Source organism: Crenobacter oryzisoli (assembly GCF_030385785.1).
In the GTDB taxonomy this organism is placed as follows: domain Bacteria; phylum Pseudomonadota; class Gammaproteobacteria; order Burkholderiales; family Chromobacteriaceae; genus Crenobacter_A; species Crenobacter_A oryzisoli.
In genome coordinates this window covers 1-15,812 of the sequence record NZ_JAUEDK010000008.1, presented here as the reverse complement: position 1 = coordinate 15,812, position 15,812 = coordinate 1, and the positions used below count along the sequence as shown (strand labels likewise).

The following is a 15,812-nucleotide window of genomic DNA, read 5'->3' as shown; positions in this document are numbered from 1 at the left end:
CCCGTTGAATTTCTTCGATTGCTACCCCGGCTGAGCCTGGGGGCGGGCAGGGTGCGTCCTGCCTGCGCTTTTCTGAATTGGAGTTGTGATGTTGTCTGCTTATTTCGGCGAATTCGTGGCCTTGGCCACCTTGCACCTGCTGGCGGTGATCTCGCCGGGACCCGATTTCGCGGTGACGGTGAGCCAGAGCGTGCGTCATGGTCGCCGCATCGGGATGTTTACCGCGCTGGGCATCGGCGCCGGCATCTCGGTACATGTGCTCTACACGCTGCTCGGGGTGGGCGCGCTGATGCACGCCGCGCCGTGGCTCGTGGAAGTGGCCAAGGTGGTCGGCGGCGCCTATGTGCTGTATCTGGGCGTGCAGCTCTTGCGCGCCAAGCCGGGCCGTCAGGCTCCGACGGAGCAGGATGCCGGCGCCGGGCAGACCGCGTCCAAGGCGTTCCGCACCGGTTTCCTGACCAATGCCACCAACCCGAAGGCGACGCTGTTCTTCCTCGCCATCTTCACCACCATCGTCAGCCCGCGCACGCCGCTGAAGGTGCAGGCGCTGTACGGCGTGTGGATGTGCTGCGTGAATGCCGGCTGGTTCATGCTGGTGAGCGCGCTGTTCTCCAGCCCGAAGGTGCGCGCCGGCTTCGTCCGCCTGGGCCATTGGTTCGAGCGCTTCATGGGGTTGATCCTGGTGGCATTCGCGACGCGGCTGGTGTTGTCGATCTGAACGGTCCGAGCTTGGCCGAATAAAAAGCCCGACGGTTTCGTCGGGCTTTTTGCTTGGTGAACCGGCCGTGGCGAAACGGCGGTGGGCGGCGCTTAGCCGCGGGTCACCCAGATCACCCTGCCATTCGCTATGCCGAGGTTGCGGCGATCCAGGCGGTAGTCCATCGTCGCGGGCAGGCGCTGGCCGTCGCGCTCGAGTAGGCGCCAGGCGCAGCCGTTAAGCAGCGCGCCGGCTTCCTGCTCGGTCTTGCCGACCAGTGTCTTGTCGGCCAAGCCATCCGCCTTGCAGGCGTTGCCGGCGATCGTATCCGGAGCGGGGCCCGGAATCGGAGCCGGGGTGGGAGCAGCCGGTTTGTTCGCGGCGGCGCAGCCGGCCAAGCTCAGCACGGCGGCGGAGATCAGGAGCAGTTTGTTCATCGGGTTTTCTCGGCTGGCGAATGTTGTTGTTGATGGCCCGGTGGGTCCGGGCAGTGCCCAATGGTAGGGGAGTGTGGCCGACGCATAAAGCCGCGATACCTGTCTGCGAGTACGTCGGCGATGCTTGGGGGCCGGTCAACGTCGTTGGCTGAAACGACAAAGCCCGATGTGGACATCGGGCTTTGGGCGGCAGGACAGTCGACTCAGCGCTTGGCGAGCAGGCCGCCGTCCACCGGCAGGTAGGCGCCGGTGAGGTAGGATGAGCCGGGGTGGCACAGCCAGTACACCACATTGGCGATCTCCTCCGGCTGGCCGGTGCGCGCCGCCGGGCAGATCGCCTGCACCCACTGCTGCGCCTGTTCGCTGGCTAACACGTTCTGCGACATCGGCGTCTCGATGAAGCCCGGGCCGATCGCGTTGCAGCGGATGCCCTGCGCGCTGTACTCGGCGGCGACCACCTTGGTCAGCCCGACCACGCCGTGCTTGGCCGCGGTGTAGCCAACGGTGCCGGGGAAGGCGATCTGGCCGGCTACCGACGAGGTATTGACGATCGCGCCGCTGCCGTTCTTCAACATCGCGGGGATCTGCGCGCGCAGGCAGTAGTAGACGCCGGACAGGTTGATGCTGATGACCTTGTGCCACAGGTCGAGGCCGTAGTCGGCGGTGGGCAGCGGTTGGTCGCTGCCGGAGATGCCTGCGTTGTTGAAGGCGAAGTCGAGCCGGCCGAGGGCGGCTACGGTCTCAGCGACCATGCGCTCGCAGTCTTCCGGCTTGGACACGTCGGTGTGCACGTAGCGCGCCTCGGAACCGAGCACGCGCAGCTTGTCGAGCGCCGCCTCGCCGGCCTGGTCGTTGACGTCGGCGATCACCACTGCGGCGCCCTCGCGAGCGAAGCGCTCGGCGGTTGCCAGGCCAATGCCGGTCGAGCCACCGGTGATCAGTGCTACCTTGCCTGTCAGTTCTGGCATCTTTATTTCCTCAGTCGTTATCGTGCAGGGTTGTTGCCCGGCTGGTAGGGGACGAATTCGCTCACGTCCAGATCGAAGCCAGCGATCACCCGGTAGGCGAGTGGCTGGCTCATCAAGCGCATCCGGCCAACGTTCAGGTCGCGCAGGATGCGTGCGCCGACGCCAACCATGCGATGGGCAAAACGGGGGGCGTGGGCGGGTTCCCCGCTCGATACTCGCTCGATCTCATCGTGCACGTCGCCAGGCGCCTCGTGCCGGTCGAGCAGCACCAGTACGCCGGCGCCGGCCGCGGCGATAGCGGCCAAGGCCCGATCGGCGTTCCAGCCCGATGCGCCGTCGTCACTCAGCTGCAGTACATCGCGCAGCTTCTCGGCCGCCTGAACCCGTACCAGGGTCGGGGTGGCTGGCGTCGGCTTGCCCAGCACCAGCGCTAGGTGCAGCGCGTCGGCCGCCGCGTCTCGATAGGCGATCAGCTGGAAGCGGCCGTGGCGGGTGGGCACCTCGCGTTCCAGCTCGCGGCACAGCGTGCCCCCGGTCAGCAAGCGGTAGTGGATCAGTTCGGCCAGGGTGCCGCGGGCGAAGCCGAAGCGGGTGGCGAAGCGGGTCAGCTCGGCACCTCGGGCGACGTCGCCGGCCTCGTCGAGCACCGCGACCAGTGCCGCGGCCGGCGCCAGCCCGGCGAGGCGCGCCAGGTCGCAGGCGCCCTCGGCGAAGCCGGCGACGCTCAACACGCCGTCCGGATGGGCGATCAGCGGAAATACATGGCCGGGCTGCACCAGTTGCTCCGGGAGGGTGGTCGGGTCGGCGGCCAGCCGCATCGTCAGTGCCCGGTCAGCGGCCGAGATGCCGGTGGTGACACCTTCGGCCGCCTCGATCGATACCGCGAAGCGCTCGCCGTGGCGGGTGGGCTCACCCAGTAGCGGCAGCTTCAGCCGACGCCGTTGTTCGTCGCCGAGCGCCAGGCAGACCAGGCCGCGCGCCTCGCTGGCCATCAGCGTCACCGAGCGTTCGTCGACCGCGCAGGCGGCCTGGATCAGCCTGCCTTCGGACTCGGGGCCATCGTCGTCGAGCAGCAGCACCGGCTCGCCGCGGCGGAACGCGTCGATCAGCGCCAGTACCGGCAGCGCGGCGCAAGCCTGGGGGGCGTTCATGCCGCCACCGTCGCGAACGCGCGGCGCAAGGCGGCGGCGCCCTCTGCCACGGCCGCGTCGGCGGCGGGCAGCACACCGAGCAGGCTGGCGAAGCCGTGGAACTGGCCGTCCCAGCGCTTCAGCTCCACAGTGTTGCCGGCGGCGGCTAGCGCGCGGGCATAGGCCTCGCCCTCGTCGCGCAGCGGGTCGCATTCGGCGGTGAACACGGTGGCCGGGGCGAGGCCCGCGAGGTTGGCCGAGCGGATCGGGCTGGCGAGTGCGTGATGCGCGTCGGCGCCGGCGAGATACTGCTGCCAGAACCAGCGCATCAGTTCCGCCGGCAGGAAGCCGACGCTGACGTGTTCGCGATACGAGGCCGCCTCGGCGGCACCGTCGATCACCGGATAGAACAGCAGCTGATGGCAAGGCTCGGCGGCGTCGCCGCGCAACTGCTGGCTCGCCACCGCGGCGAGATTGCCGCCGGCGCTGTCGCCGGCCACCGCGATGCGGGCCGCATCACCCCCCAGTTCGGCGGCGTGGGTGCGGAGCCAGCGCAGCGCGGCGACCGCATCATGGGCGGCCGCCGGGAACGGATGCTCGGGGGCGAGCCGGTAGTCGAACGACACGACGAGCGCGCCGGACAGCCGGGCCAGCCGGCGGCATAGCGCGTCGTGCGAGTCGAGACCGAGCGAGACGAAGCCGCCGCCGTGGAAGAACGCCACCACCGGCAGCGGCCCGTCGCCGTCCGGATGGTAGACGCGGGCGGCGATAGGCCCGGCCGCGCCGGCGGCGACCACGTCGCTTACCGCGGTCAGTGCTTCGGGCTCGGCCGGCGCCATACCGGCGGCGAGAAAGGCGCGGTAGTGATCGATGGTCACCGTGGATACATCCAGCGGCGGCAGGTCGGCGAAGGCGGCGAGTACCGCTTGGGCGTGGGCGTCGAGGGGCATGGGCTTACTCCTGGGCAAGGGGCAGGGCCGGCGGCTGGTCGGCCAGCAGGCGGTCGAGGCGCGCGCGCGCGGCCTGGCGAACCTCTTCGTGGGTGAAGATCCAGAAGCGGCGTGCCGCGATGCCGTCGGCGATGCGCTGCGCCGCCTCGGCCGGGGTGAGACCGGCGGCGATGTGCTGCTGCAGACCGAGCGCCATCTGCCCGGCCGGCGAGGCCGGGTCGGCCGACAGGCTGTTGGCGATCTCGGTGCTGACCGGGCCGGGGCAGACCACCGACACCGCGATCGGCAGGCCGCCGGCCTGGCATTCCAGATACAGCGACTCGGAAAGCGCCAACACGCCGAACTTCGACACGGTGTACGGCGCCAGCCACGGCCCGACCGCCAGGCCGGCCATCGAGGCGACGTTGACGATCTGGCCACCGCCCGCCGCCTGCATCGCCGGCACGAACAACCGGCAGGCTTCAACGGTGGCGACCAGGTTGAGATCGAGCACGCGGCGCCAGTCGGCGGCGGGGATGTCCCAGGCGTTGCCGGACAGCAAGATGCCGGCATTGTTGATCAGCAGCACCGGCAGGCCGGTGGCGAAGGCCCGATCGCGCAACGCGAGCAGGTCGGCCTCGCGGGTGACATCGCATTGCAGGGAGTCGGCGTTTAGCGCTTCGGCGACCTCGTGCACCGCTGCGTCTCGGTCGGCCAGCAGCAGCCGGTAGCCGCGGCGGGACAGCTCGATGGCCAGTGCCCGACCGAGGCCGCGGGCGGCGCCGGTGATCACGGCGAGGGTGGGGAGAGAATGGGACATGGTGCTCTGCCTGTGGCTGCGGGAATGGGAGTGAGGTTGTCTGTGGTGATGCTGTGCGGAGGGGGCTGGCCGAACATCGTCCGCATGGACTAGGCGGCTTGTCGTGATATGCGGTCTGCTGTTTCCCATGGCGGAACGGTTGCGAGGCTGACGATATCGTCCGATAGGACGATGAAGGCTGCGCGGCGTGCGTCCAAGAATCGGATTTCTACGATAAGAACAAAGGAGACTGCGGATGGCACACCAAATCGAAGCAAAGCCGATCGACGAGCGCTTTGCGCGGGGCTGGCACTGTGTGGGGCTGGCCGCCGACTTCAAGGACGGGCAGACGCACCGCATCGATGCCTTCGGTACCCGGCTGGTGGCGTTCCAGGGCGAGGATGGCGCACTCACGGTGCTCGACGCCTGGTGTCCGCATATGGGTGGCGATCTGAGCCAGGGCACGGTGCACGGCAACACGGTGGCCTGTCCGTTCCACGGTTGGCGCTACGGTGCAGACGGCAAGGCTGCCGAGATTCCGTATTGCAAGCGCGTGCCGCCCAAGGCCAAGGTGCGCCGCTGGCACGCGCTGGAGGAGAACCGCCTGCTGTTCGTCTGGCACGACCCGGAGGGCAACCCGCCCGACCCGGAAGCGGCCATCCCGCGCTACCGCGCCTGCTTCTCCGACAACTGGTCCGAGATCGCGATGACCTCGTGGGTGGTCAATATCAATAGCCGCGAGCTGGTCGACAACATCGCCGACATGGCGCACTTCGACTTCGTGCACGGCGCCCCGCCGGTGTACTTCGCCAACCTGTTCGAGGGACACAAGGCCACCCAGCTGATGATCGGCAGCTCGGCCCGGCTGTCCGGCGAGAGCCGCCTGACCAGCCGCGCCACCTACCACGGCCCAGGCTGCCTGTTCGTCGAAATGGACGGCGCCTTCGACGGGCTGGCCATCCGTTCGATGCTGATCACCTGCAACACCCCGATCGACAAGCACAGCTTCCGCCTGCACTACGGCGTGCTGGTGGAGCACATCCCCGGCCTCTCCGACGAACAGAACAGGGCGATCACCGAACAGTATGTGAAGCAGGCGCAGGACGCGCTGCTGGAGGATGTGGCAATCTGGGACAACAAGGTGCGCATCGACAACCCGGTGTTGTGTGAAAGCGACGGGCCGATCTACCAAGCGCGGCGCTGGTATCAGCAGTTCTATGTCGATAAGTCGCAGATTGAGGTCGATATGTGCGAGCGCCGCGAGTTCGAGATCGATCTGGGTATCGACAAAAAACCGTCGCTCTACCACTTTGATTAAGTCGTTGGCTTTTCAGCAAGATTTGATTCAGATTTCACTAGGGACGATTGCCGCCGGCGCCTCGGCGGCTTTCCCCCGCGCCTCACCAAGCCGGACAGGATTGCCGCGTTAAGAGCCTGTTCACGATCTAGCGAACGAATGGTCAGCCAAGACGAAAGGGCGCGAAACAGCGGAATGGACATGGAGTCCATAAGCATGTTGAGCGACATTTCAACGCAGGATCACCCGAGTGCAGCAGGGCGTGAATAGGTTCTTGGGTCGGCAGCCGTACCGGCTTGGGAGGGAGTAGTGCCAAACCGGCGACACAGCCGGACCAGCCGTGGACACACACGGCCATAAGAGCATGACCATCAAAGGAAACAGAGGAGAAAACCGATGGCCCAAGCCTTGCTGCGCCCCGTGCACACGCGGGAGGAGATACCCTGCGTCGTTTCCGCTGACATACCCAATGTCCCAACGATTCACCCGGCCGAACTGAGTGCTCTGCTCGACAGTCTGTATGAAGGCGCCACCGAAAACCCGCCGTGGCGCAGCTTTCTTGAGCTGCTGCGCGAGCAACTCGACTGCTCGCACGCCACGCTGATCCTGCGCCCGCCGGCGCAGAATTGGAGTGGCGTGATGATCAATGCCGGCCATGTCAGCACCGAAGGGCTTGCATCGTACAACACCCACTTCTTCGCGCTCGACCCCTTCATCGGCCTGCCCGAAAACCAGGTGGTGACCGCTGCCGAACTGCTCGGCGAGCAGGCCTGGCGCGACAATGCCTTCTACCGCGAATTCGTCGAACCACACGGCATCCTGCACATCCTCGGTGCCGACCTGAAGGTGGCAGGCGGCATCGAGTGCCGGTTACGGTTGTGCCGTGGCGCCGACGATGTGCCGTTCAGTCCCTACGACAAGGCGGTGTGCTGGCAGCTGCTGTCGCACCTGAAGCGCGCGGTGAAGATGCACAGCACCCTGGGTCAGCTCGAAGTGGAGCGGCAGATGTACGCTGGCGCGGTCGACCGCATGCTGATCGGCACCATCGTGCTCAACGAGCGCGGCGACATCATCAAGATCAACCGCCACGGTCAGGACATCCTCGCCGAAGCCGACGGGCTGAAACTGGTGAAGGGCCATCTGCAGGCGGAATACGGCCAGGAGCACCGCGAGCTGCAGCGACTGATCAAGCAGGCACTGCAGCAGCGCAATGGCGGCCGCGGCAGTGGTGGCCCGAGCGTGGTCGAGGCGATCTCGCTGACCCGGCCGTCTGGTAATGGCAAGATCGGCGTACTGGTACGCGCGGCGCCCGAGGACGAGTGGAACGACAGCGCCGAGCGACCGGCGGTGGTGATCTTCCTGCGCGACCCCGAATCGCGCAGCCAGCCTTCGCACGAGATCGTGATGCGCCTGTTCGACCTGACCCCGTCCGAGGCGGCGCTGGCGACGCTGCTCGCTGACGGTATGACGCTGGATGAGGCATCCGACGAGATGGGCATCCGCCGCAACACCGCGCGGGCGCACCTGCGCTCGATCTTCTCCAAGACCGGCGTGACCCGCCAGACCACGCTGGTGCGGGTGTTGCTGAATAGTGTGGTGACGTTGGGTTGAAGAGCCGGTAGGCCGAATAGGAGGGGCCCCGCTTTGGCGGGGTTTTTGTTTTGCTGGGCCTGCTCGGTGTTTTGTCGGCCAACGTTGGTGAGACCTGTGGCTTTGTTGGCCTCGCTCGATGGGCGAGTTCCTTTTCTTGTCTCGCTTCGTCAAAGAATGTAGGCAAAGAAAGGCGACCCCCACCGCGCTGGCCTTTGGCTTCCCTCGCGCCTGCCAAGCGGCCAGGCGCCGCCGATGGAACGCCTCGACAAGGGACTCACCCGGAAGCCTTGCTCCCCCATACCATGGGCTAAGCAAACAAACGCGAGCAGAGCCAGAATAAATCTGTTCCCTTTCGCTTTCCCTTTCCCTTTCGTCTACATCGGCTGGGTATGCACTGCCTGCCACGGTCGATGCGATAACGCTTGGCAATTGTCGGCCGCTGGTAGTACGGGTACAGCACGTCGAGAAAGCTGCCGGCAATCTCCGGGCACTCGCCGTCCTGTTTCTTGTGGATGCGTGCGGCGAGCAACGCGAACGACTCGATCAGCCGCTCGGTATGCGGGACCTCGCACAGGTCGCCTTCCAACTGGAGGCGTCCGGCGATCTTCGGGTAGCGCCGGGCGAATTTGCTGGACAGCTCACGCAGATAGCCGAGTTCGCGTTTGTAATAAGGCAGTAAAGACTCAAAAGCATTCAGTCACACACGGAATTCATGGAATAGCCAGGCAAGTTGCGGCATCAGGCCAGCACGACGTCGGGCAGCTGCGCGCCACGCAGCTGCGTCAACAGCACATTGTCCGCGCCGGCATATACCTTGCGGTAACGCAGATAGCTCGCTCCAAGCTGGAAGGGTTCGTAGCCGTCCACATCACCCTCCGGCAACTGGGTGCCTTTGGAGTCCTCATATAGCTTGACCCAGCCCTTCTGTTCGTCCGTCAGCCCTTCCTTGCGGGCGGCCAGCGCCTTCATCTCCTTGAGGGCGTCGGCGGCATCCTTGCCGGTAGGCCGGAAGCCGGCAAGCGAGTCGTGAACGTAGTACTGGAACAAGCGGCTGGCGGCCTGGGACAGGTATGGCCCCGCCTCGCCCTTCTCCAGGTCACTCCAGATCGGCTTGAATTCGCTCCAGTCCTTCACCACCTTCGGGTCCAGGGGGGGGCGGGTAATAGTCTCGCGTCAATCGACCTATCGACACTTTTTCCTGCCGCATCCAGCTCCGGAAATAGCTCAGGTGCTCGGCGAGGCGCTTGTTGGCGCCCAGCAGTTCGTTCACGTCCGCGTTTTTTGCGCCCTGCAAATTGTCGAAATGCTGTTTCAAGGAAGCGTTGTCCAGCTTGTCCACCCAGGTCAGTCGCCAGGCGATATACGGCCAGTACAGATCGCGCAGTAGATATTTGTACTTGCCCTCCTTGCGCTGCACCGTGGCAAGGTAGGCATTGAAGTCCTCGATTAGCTTTGGGTCTACTTGCATGCGGTACTGCACCGCCGTCGGCATCTTCTCCGCCTTGAGCGGCACGCCGGACAGGCGAGCCTTGCGGTACATCACCGCCAGCGGGATGCGGGACAGCATGTCATGACCCTTTTCCGTCGCGCCGCGACCTTGATCCTTGGGGCAATATCCGCCGCCCACATCGGAATGGACGCCCGGAAACAGGATCTCCTCGCTGTTTGCCGGCAGGACACCCTGTGCTTCGATGGAATCCAGCGGGAAGCTGCGTCGGATTTCATGGCCAGCCACCAAGTGTAGGCAGGGCATGCCCATCGGCACCCGCAGAGACTGCTCCGCGTCCGCCCACTCGGCATGGCCGTCGAACAACAGGGTGGAGGAAGCCAGGCCAACTGACGCTACCGTGTCGAAGATGCCCAAAAAGTCAAACGACACCGGGAAGCCCCCCAGCGTTTTCTGGCCGTAATTCTCGGTCAATTCAGCATCCAGTTCGCACAGGCGCTGCATCCAGTTGCTGAAAGAGCGCGCCTTGGTCGCGCCGCGCGAGAAGCCGAAAACCGACAGGTGTATGTGTCCGACCTTGCCTTTGCTCATATTGGCGGGCTTTCCATCGGGACCAGGAAGAAAATCCTTGATCGCTCCGTGCAGCTTCTTCAATACCTTGCGCAACACGTCGAACGTGCTTTCCCGACCCGCTCTCATCTCGCGCTCGCTGAGCCAGCCGCCATTTTTCAGGCTCCAGCCGGTTATCACCAGTTGCTTGCTCAACTGCAGCACTTCCGCATCCGGCACCAGGGCGCTGCCGAGGAAATAGCGGTGCAGATTGTTGACCGCCTGCATCAGCCCCCAGACGATGCGCTCGTGACCATACAAGGCCATGCCAGCACCAAAGGTGGCGTCCATGCCTTTGCCAGTGTCCTCCACTTGCTTGAACGGCGTACCCACGCCTGGCACGTAGACCTTGAAGAAATGAGGATAGTCGTTTTTTACATTCTCCCACTTGGGTTCATTGGCGATGACGCCATCGACTCCAAGGCCGGGATAGCAGTCATATAGCCGGGCTACATTAGTAAAACCCTCATCGCTCTGAATCAGGTTGTAGTTGTTACGCGTCCCGTCGAAAAAGAAGCCGAAAAACAAGTTGAAATCACAGCTGGCATTGGGATTACATATTGGTCGAAGCTCTCGCTTCTCCCAGTCGATTAATTTATTCTTATCGCTTGCAGAAAAGAAATTGTCACGGTCACACGGATTGGAGTATGAGGCAGGTGCCGGACTGCACATCTTGGTCATGGCTTACTTTGCTCCATTTTTTTAATTCTATTTTTTAAGTATTTAATATTTTCTCTGAATTCTATTTCTTTGCTAGGATCATTTTTATACCTTTCTCAAGAGAGTGTAAATCTCCAACTAAAATATTGTAATCTCTTTGCCAGATTTTTTTCTTAAACGAAAGTGATGGCTTCGGCCAGCCCTTGACCACGCCCGGCCAATTCGCATTGGACGGATCATAGCGGCTGACCGCCACTGCCAATTTGCCGCCATCCAGAATCTGTACCCACAACGTGGCTGGTTCCGTGTAACGCGGCACTTCCAGCTCATGCGGAATCAAAGGAATTTTTTCTTTATCCCATTCCTCCAGCGTCTTGGCCTTGGTACCGGCGCGGGTTAGTACAACCACCTTTAGCCCTGGTTTCCAAACATCCGGCAGAGACACGCAGCACATGATGCCACTGGCAGAGTAGGCCGCCACTCGGTCCATTGCTTGCAACTGCGTAGGATCGTCTGCGCGGGCGATCCCCACCACGTCGTAGTCCTCGTCGGTGTAGTTGACCGCAGTCAGCGACACGCCGATATTGCTCTGGCCCACCACTGCGCAGGCACTTAGCATCAGCAGGCTCAAAAGCAAAATGAGAAATGATCGTTTCATGCTAAGGCTTCCTGCCTAGATACTTGCATTAAGGGTTTCAGGACAACTTAGAGTTTTCCGTAGGGTTTGTGTGAATGGGTTCATTACTGGCTCGGTATACCCCTCCGATTGGAAGGAAAAAACAACCCGTAAGAGGTAGTATGCTCAATAGCAAAATAAAAAATCGACGCTTCATACGCGGCCTTCTTGTGTGGGAAATCAAATGTGTTTGAATTTATCTTCGTAAAATTCCAGCTGGTGCAGGTCAGAAAGCGACCGGCAACAACCCGAGAGTCATCTCCAGAAAAGGGGACCTCCGGATGTACCAACCGACAATCATGGTTTCGACGATTTTTTTCCAGCTCAAGATCCACGCCCAGTGCCTGCACCACAAACAGATAATCGCTGCGCATCTGGTGGCTGCGGCCATTGCGCGCTTCTAGCGTGCTGCCCTTGGCTACGCGGATCAAGGCCATGCCCGGGGCGACCAGCGCTTGGGATTTCACACCTTTGGCGTCGCTGCCTAGCCAGTCGCGCAGCGCTTGGCCATCTTTTTCCAGCTGGGCCGGCTTCGGTTCGGACCAGCCCAAATTCTTGGAGACCAGCCCATAACCATCGGCGAGCTTGACCACGGTCAGCATCGCGGCCGGTTCGCCGTTCTCGTCATACATCTGCTGCATGCGCTCGTTGGGCACCAGCGCGTACTGCCCCAGCCAGTCGTCGGCCTTGGCGAGCAAAGGGCAGAGCAAGGTCAGCAGCAGCGCGCCGCGTTGAAGAAATTTGCTTGACATGGTTTTTCTTCTAGTTGAATTCAAACAGCCGCACCCAAGGCGGCCATGCAGCGCATGTAACGCTCGGCTGGCGCATCCACGCCCTCGCGATCGGCTTGCTGCAAGGCGCGTTTTGCCACCGGATAGCAATCTGCCAGCACCGCGGGTGCGATATGGCTGTGAAAGTGCAGTTGATACAGGGTTTCGTCCGCCTCTCCGGCGCGGATCAATGCCCGTGTTTGGGCTTGATCCAGCTCCACCTTGTCGGTGGGGGGCTCTGCGCTGACGGGAACCGGCAGACAGCTCCACCCCCCTTCGCGCAGCGGCAGCAGGCATAGCGAGGCTGGCCCGAAAAATTGCGCGCGCTGTTCATCGCTGAGCACGCCGACAATGTCCAGCAAGCGGCGCGTATCAGGGAAACGCAGGTTGAAGTACTGGTCGTCAGCCTTCACCACGCACCATGGCAATAGGCGCTGCACGAACTCAGACAGGCTTTCCGAGGTACGCCACACGCTGGCCATGGGCATGCCGTCGCAAAACCCGAGCAGGCGATGGACTTGGGCAAAAGACGCCATCCCAAACTGGACCAGTATGGGAGAGGCCGCCATCAGCTTCTCAGTGGCGTTGAAGAGCCCAGTCTGGCTGGTTCTGGTGGTGTTTTTCTTGCCAAGTGCGTTGAATAGACGTGGCGCGCGGCGATTTGCAGATTTGCGGCTTGTTGCTGTTGCCGTCGGTGAAGAACACGGTGCGGTAACGCAGGTAAGTGCCATGGGGCTCGCGTTTGCCGAGGGCCGAATGCATGAACCAGGCGCGAGAATCATGGACATGCTCATCGTAGAAGGCCATCAATTGCGGATCGTTGGATACCTGGTCATACCATTGCTCGCCATCCTCGCGCAGCATCTGCAGCTCCATGCCGCAATCATCGCTGAACGGACGGGAAAAGGCGGTGAAGAAGGACACGAGATTGCCTGTAAAGCCCCCATCTAGTGTGGTCCGCCCTAGGTAATCGTCGCTGAAGTCCTTGGCTGCCTCCTTCAGCTGCGTCTGGTCACGGGTCGGCTCATAGGCCTTGTCGGTGTTCGGCGTGTACGAGACGCTCTCTGGATCCCCTGGTTTGGGGTCTGGGTTCTTCAGTTCCACTGGCTTGCGCTTGCTTGCCTCATCGCGCGGCTGCCGTTTCCAGGCGGCCTCTTCCTGTTTGATCTGCCATTCCGGCGTGTCCTTGGCGTGTTTGAAGTACTCGGCTTCCTCTTGGCCTGGGCCTCCCTTCCCTTGCAAGCCCCCTGCGTAGCGGGCGATGCGCCAAGCAGTAATCTGCGCGGTTTGCCTTTGCATGATGTCTTCCAAAGGGGCACTGCCACCGGCTTGTTTTCGCCAAGCTTCGAATCGCTCCAGCAAGGTAGGAGAGAAGCCAAACTCACGTTGGGTAGAGTCATCCATGAAGCGCCACGGCTCATTCTTCTGTAGAGTCGCCAACTGTTCCGGGTCTGTCTCCTTCAGTAAAGAAGCGTCAACGCGTAATGGCGCACCTGCATCGAACGCGAGCCTGTACATGTGAAGCAATGGTAATTGCGACAGCAGCATGCCCTGTCCATCACGAGCCTTGCCTTGATCTCCCGGCGGATAGCCGCCCCCGACATCGCTGTGTACACCGGGATAGGCCCATTCGCCGATGCTGCTGGCTGGGTAGTTGCCATTCTTTAGACGCGTGGAATCCAGGGGGAAGCACAGTCTTTGCTCATGCGAGCTGACCAAGTGAGCACAGCACTTGAGCAGAGTCTGATCCGCAGGCAGAGCCATCGTGCCGTCGGCCCAGCCCATATGACCCTCAGCCCCCGGTGCCAGCTCGGTCAGGCCTACAGAGGCAACGGTGTCGAATAGGCCCAGAAACTCGATGCTGATTGGTACCCCATAGAATTCTCCCGGGGTCTCCTCGCATAGCTCCAGCAGACGACCAACGAAAGCACGGGCCTCGGCCGCGCCACGCGAGAAACCATAAACAAACAGTTTGATGCGCAGAATCTTTGGTTTATAGGTCGGTAGCTTGGCGGTAATGCTGTTCATGGCTTTGGCCATGGCCGCCTTGCGATCGGCCTTTAAAGCAGGGGCAACCTTTTCTCGGTCGTGTTCATCCTTGTAACGCACATACTCCATGCTTTTGATCAGCCCCATAGCTTCGCCAAGATCTAACTTGTCGCCTTGACCGCTGATAGCCCGACGCAGAGCATCGACGATCCGAGTGAGTCCCCACAGGATACGGCGTTCGCCACCGCTAGCGAATTTCAGGCCGCCGGGGTCGGGTTCGGGCTCTCCAATTTCTTTAAATACGGTGCCAACCCCCTGAATATACTAGGTGTAGTAACCGCTCGGGCGAGCATCGTCCTGAATCGTGGCATGATAAAGACGCGCAATATTACTGGTCGAAACCGGGCTGGCCGCTTTGTCCGATTCTTCATGGTTATTGGTGCCATCGAAGAACAGGCTGATATTCAGAACTTGAGCGCAAGGGGCCGGTTGGCCTTTCGCCCGGGCTGCCATGCACTCTTCAGCGACCTCGGCTTGTTGCCGCTTGCGCTGGGCCATCACCTCAGACAGGTTTGTAGGCAAATAACCTTTCTCCGGAAACGGCGGAGCGATCAAGGCTTCGGACATATATTCTTTCCTCCTAGGCGTCGCATAATTTCCGGTTTCATGGCATTTCCGCCAAAGACTCTGCTGTGCTCTTTCGAGTCAATCAATGGGTAGACTTCATTGCATGGCAGGAAAACTAGTACTAATGATGAGATTTTTTCATATTTAGGGACGGGGATAGTCACTGAATGGCGAGTGTAATTGGCTTCGTGAATATCCATCCACTTTTCCCATTCTGGAGTCGAGGAACCGTTTGTATTTCTGGCTGGAGGTTTCACTCCGCCAGGATTTACTCCCGGACTAGGGTCTTTTACCCATTCAACGGTCGCAGTCATGCCCGGTTTCCATTTGGCAGGCAGGCTTACGCAGCAACCTTCACCGCCCCCGCTGCTTACGCCTTGACCGTTGTAGTAAACACTGACAATGGTGGTATTGGGCACCGTATTCACTACACTGGCACCCGCACCGACAGTTTGTGGTTGGCCAAAACCTTGGCAGGCGGCCAGGTTAGCCAAAAATAAGAGCAGACTAGTTAACTGTACTCGTGTCATCCCGCATTTCCTTGCGGCGGCAAAATGGTGATAAGTTCTGTATAAGACCAAAGCGGGCCACCTTGTTGGCAAGTGGCTTTCGATGGCAATGTGGGTATCATCATGACTTCGGACATGTATTCTTTCCCCCCAGGCGCCGCATTATTTCCGGCTTCATAGCATTGCCACCAAAGACCCTACTGTGCTCCTTGCAGTCAATCACGGGACGGACTTCTCCGCACGGCAAAAAAACCAGGGCCAGACCGCATGTTTCTCCATAGCTCGGCACGGAGATGGTCACTGAATGGCGAGTGTAATTTGCTTCATGAATCTTCATCCACCTGTTCCACTCAGGAGGCGTTGTTCCATCTGCATTCCACCGCGGCGCCTTGATTCCTCCTGGGTTTGTTCCAGGGCTAGGGTCTTTTACCCATTCAACGGTCGCAGTCATGCCCGGTTTCCATTTGGCAGGCAGGCTTACGCAGCAACCTTCACCGCCCCCGCTGCTTACGCCTTGACCGTTGTAGTAAACACTGACAATGGTGGTATTGGGCACCGTATTCACTACACTGGCACCCGCACCGACAGTTTGTGGTTGGCCAAAACCTTGGCAGGCGGCCAGGTTAGCCAAAAATAAGAGCAGACTAGTTAACTGTACTCGTGTCATCCCGCATT

At 61.6% G+C, this 15,812-nt stretch carries 18 protein-coding genes; 3 read left to right on the top strand and 15 right to left on the bottom strand.

Annotated elements, in window-relative coordinates:
• Nucleotides 1-88: 88 nt before the first annotated feature.
• Entirely contained in the window at nt 89-718 is a 630-nt protein-coding gene (locus tag QU481_RS06325) for a LysE family translocator (protein ID WP_289829083.1), read from the top strand.
• 92 nt (nt 719-810) lie between these two features.
• Here QU481_RS06325 and QU481_RS06320 read toward each other — a convergent pair whose 3' ends face one another.
• The 5 genes from QU481_RS06320 to QU481_RS06300 form a co-directional block, all read right to left on the bottom strand.
• Entirely contained in the window at nt 811-1,134 is a 324-nt protein-coding gene (locus tag QU481_RS06320; RefSeq protein WP_289829082.1) for a hypothetical protein, read from the bottom strand.
• 203 nt (nt 1,135-1,337) lie between these two features.
• Nucleotides 1,338-2,102, bottom strand: coding sequence for an SDR family NAD(P)-dependent oxidoreductase (locus tag QU481_RS06315; RefSeq protein WP_289829081.1), 765 nt, complete (start codon nt 2,100-2,102; stop codon nt 1,338-1,340).
• 17 nt (nt 2,103-2,119) lie between these two features.
• On the bottom strand, nt 2,120-3,253 hold the full coding sequence (locus tag QU481_RS06310; protein ID WP_289829080.1) for a 3,4-dihydroxy-2-butanone-4-phosphate synthase: 1,134 nt from the start codon (nt 3,251-3,253) through the stop codon (nt 2,120-2,122).
• A complete protein-coding gene (locus QU481_RS06305) occupies nt 3,250-4,182 on the bottom strand; it encodes an alpha/beta hydrolase (protein ID WP_289829079.1) in 933 nt (310 codons plus the stop codon). The genes QU481_RS06310 and QU481_RS06305 overlap by 4 nt, the downstream gene beginning before the upstream one ends.
• Before the next feature lie 4 nt (nt 4,183-4,186).
• Nucleotides 4,187-4,981 (bottom strand): SDR family NAD(P)-dependent oxidoreductase, encoded by a 795-nt coding sequence (locus tag QU481_RS06300; RefSeq protein ID WP_289829078.1) that lies wholly within the window; start codon nt 4,979-4,981, stop codon nt 4,187-4,189.
• A 235-nt stretch (nt 4,982-5,216) separates the two neighbouring features.
• On the opposite strand from QU481_RS06300, the gene QU481_RS06295 reads away from it, so the two are divergent.
• Nucleotides 5,217-6,278, top strand: coding sequence for a 3-ketosteroid-9-alpha-monooxygenase, oxygenase component (locus tag QU481_RS06295; protein ID WP_289829077.1), 1,062 nt, complete (start codon nt 5,217-5,219; stop codon nt 6,276-6,278).
• 375 nt (nt 6,279-6,653) lie between these two features.
• Nucleotides 6,654-7,868, top strand: coding sequence for a helix-turn-helix transcriptional regulator (locus QU481_RS06290; protein ID WP_289829076.1), 1,215 nt, complete (start codon nt 6,654-6,656; stop codon nt 7,866-7,868).
• Between the two features lie 289 nt (nt 7,869-8,157).
• On the opposite strand, the gene QU481_RS06285 is transcribed toward QU481_RS06290, so the two are convergent.
• The 10 genes from QU481_RS06285 to QU481_RS06240 all read right to left on the bottom strand — a co-directional run.
• Complete coding sequence (locus QU481_RS06285; protein ID WP_289829189.1) at nt 8,158-8,487, bottom strand: type VI secretion system baseplate subunit TssF; 330 nt, start codon at nt 8,485-8,487, stop codon at nt 8,158-8,160.
• 101 nt (nt 8,488-8,588) lie between these two features.
• A complete protein-coding gene (locus QU481_RS06280; RefSeq protein WP_289829075.1) occupies nt 8,589-8,987 on the bottom strand; it encodes a hypothetical protein in 399 nt (132 codons plus the stop codon).
• Entirely contained in the window at nt 8,947-10,587 is a 1,641-nt protein-coding gene (locus QU481_RS06275) for a T6SS phospholipase effector Tle1-like catalytic domain-containing protein (protein WP_289829074.1), read from the bottom strand. Before QU481_RS06275 ends, QU481_RS06280 begins: the two co-directional genes overlap by 41 nt.
• A 61-nt stretch (nt 10,588-10,648) precedes the next feature.
• A complete protein-coding gene (locus tag QU481_RS06270; protein ID WP_289829073.1) occupies nt 10,649-11,224 on the bottom strand; it encodes a DUF3304 domain-containing protein in 576 nt (191 codons plus the stop codon).
• 83 nt (nt 11,225-11,307) lie between these two features.
• Nucleotides 11,308-11,994 carry a hypothetical protein gene (locus QU481_RS06265; protein ID WP_289829072.1) on the bottom strand — a complete coding sequence of 229 codons (687 nt, stop codon included), beginning with the start codon at nt 11,992-11,994 and terminating at the stop codon, nt 11,308-11,310.
• A 20-nt stretch (nt 11,995-12,014) separates the two neighbouring features.
• A complete protein-coding gene (locus tag QU481_RS06260) occupies nt 12,015-12,581 on the bottom strand; it encodes a DUF4123 domain-containing protein (protein ID WP_289829071.1) in 567 nt (188 codons plus the stop codon).
• Between the two features lie 7 nt (nt 12,582-12,588).
• Nucleotides 12,589-14,148: a T6SS phospholipase effector Tle1-like catalytic domain-containing protein gene (locus tag QU481_RS23980; RefSeq protein ID WP_289829070.1), complete on the bottom strand. Its 1,560-nt coding sequence runs from the start codon at nt 14,146-14,148 to the stop codon at nt 12,589-12,591.
• A 177-nt stretch (nt 14,149-14,325) separates the two neighbouring features.
• Complete coding sequence (locus QU481_RS06250) at nt 14,326-14,628, bottom strand: hypothetical protein (RefSeq protein ID WP_289829069.1); 303 nt, start codon at nt 14,626-14,628, stop codon at nt 14,326-14,328.
• Nucleotides 14,613-15,158, bottom strand: a complete 546-nt coding sequence (locus QU481_RS06245) for a DUF3304 domain-containing protein (RefSeq protein WP_289829068.1) — start codon at nt 15,156-15,158, stop codon at nt 14,613-14,615. The genes QU481_RS06250 and QU481_RS06245 overlap by 16 nt, the downstream gene beginning before the upstream one ends.
• A 100-nt stretch (nt 15,159-15,258) precedes the next feature.
• Nucleotides 15,259-15,812 (bottom strand): DUF3304 domain-containing protein (locus QU481_RS06240; protein ID WP_346432423.1); only part of this gene is annotated, 554 nt, incomplete at its 5' end.

Bases quoted from the DNA above. Each gene is read 5' to 3' on its own strand.
- QU481_RS06305 (WP_289829079.1), bottom strand. From the start codon at position 4,182: ATGCCCCTCGACGCCCACGCCCAAGCGGTACTCGCCGCCTTCGCCGAC.
- QU481_RS06290 (WP_289829076.1), top strand. From the start codon at position 6,654: ATGGCCCAAGCCTTGCTGCGCCCCGTGCACACGCGGGAGGAGATACCC.
- QU481_RS06300 (WP_289829078.1), bottom strand. From the start codon at position 4,981: ATGTCCCATTCTCTCCCCACCCTCGCCGTGATCACCGGCGCCGCCCGC.
- QU481_RS06315 (WP_289829081.1), bottom strand. From the start codon at position 2,102: ATGCCAGAACTGACAGGCAAGGTAGCACTGATCACCGGTGGCTCGACC.
- QU481_RS06325 (WP_289829083.1), top strand. From the start codon at position 89: ATGTTGTCTGCTTATTTCGGCGAATTCGTGGCCTTGGCCACCTTGCAC.
- QU481_RS06310 (WP_289829080.1), bottom strand. From the start codon at position 3,253: ATGAACGCCCCCCAGGCTTGCGCCGCGCTGCCGGTACTGGCGCTGATC.
- QU481_RS06275 (WP_289829074.1), bottom strand. From the start codon at position 10,587: ATGACCAAGATGTGCAGTCCGGCACCTGCCTCATACTCCAATCCGTGT.
- QU481_RS06250 (WP_289829069.1), bottom strand. From the start codon at position 14,628: ATGTCCGAAGCCTTGATCGCTCCGCCGTTTCCGGAGAAAGGTTATTTG.
- QU481_RS06260 (WP_289829071.1), bottom strand. From the start codon at position 12,581: ATGGCGGCCTCTCCCATACTGGTCCAGTTTGGGATGGCGTCTTTTGCC.
- QU481_RS06265 (WP_289829072.1), bottom strand. From the start codon at position 11,994: ATGTCAAGCAAATTTCTTCAACGCGGCGCGCTGCTGCTGACCTTGCTC.
- QU481_RS06245 (WP_289829068.1), bottom strand. From the start codon at position 15,158: ATGACACGAGTACAGTTAACTAGTCTGCTCTTATTTTTGGCTAACCTG.
- QU481_RS06270 (WP_289829073.1), bottom strand. From the start codon at position 11,224: ATGAAACGATCATTTCTCATTTTGCTTTTGAGCCTGCTGATGCTAAGT.
- QU481_RS23980 (WP_289829070.1), bottom strand. From the start codon at position 14,148: ATGGGGCTGATCAAAAGCATGGAGTATGTGCGTTACAAGGATGAACAC.
- QU481_RS06320 (WP_289829082.1), bottom strand. From the start codon at position 1,134: ATGAACAAACTGCTCCTGATCTCCGCCGCCGTGCTGAGCTTGGCCGGC.
- QU481_RS06295 (WP_289829077.1), top strand. From the start codon at position 5,217: ATGGCACACCAAATCGAAGCAAAGCCGATCGACGAGCGCTTTGCGCGG.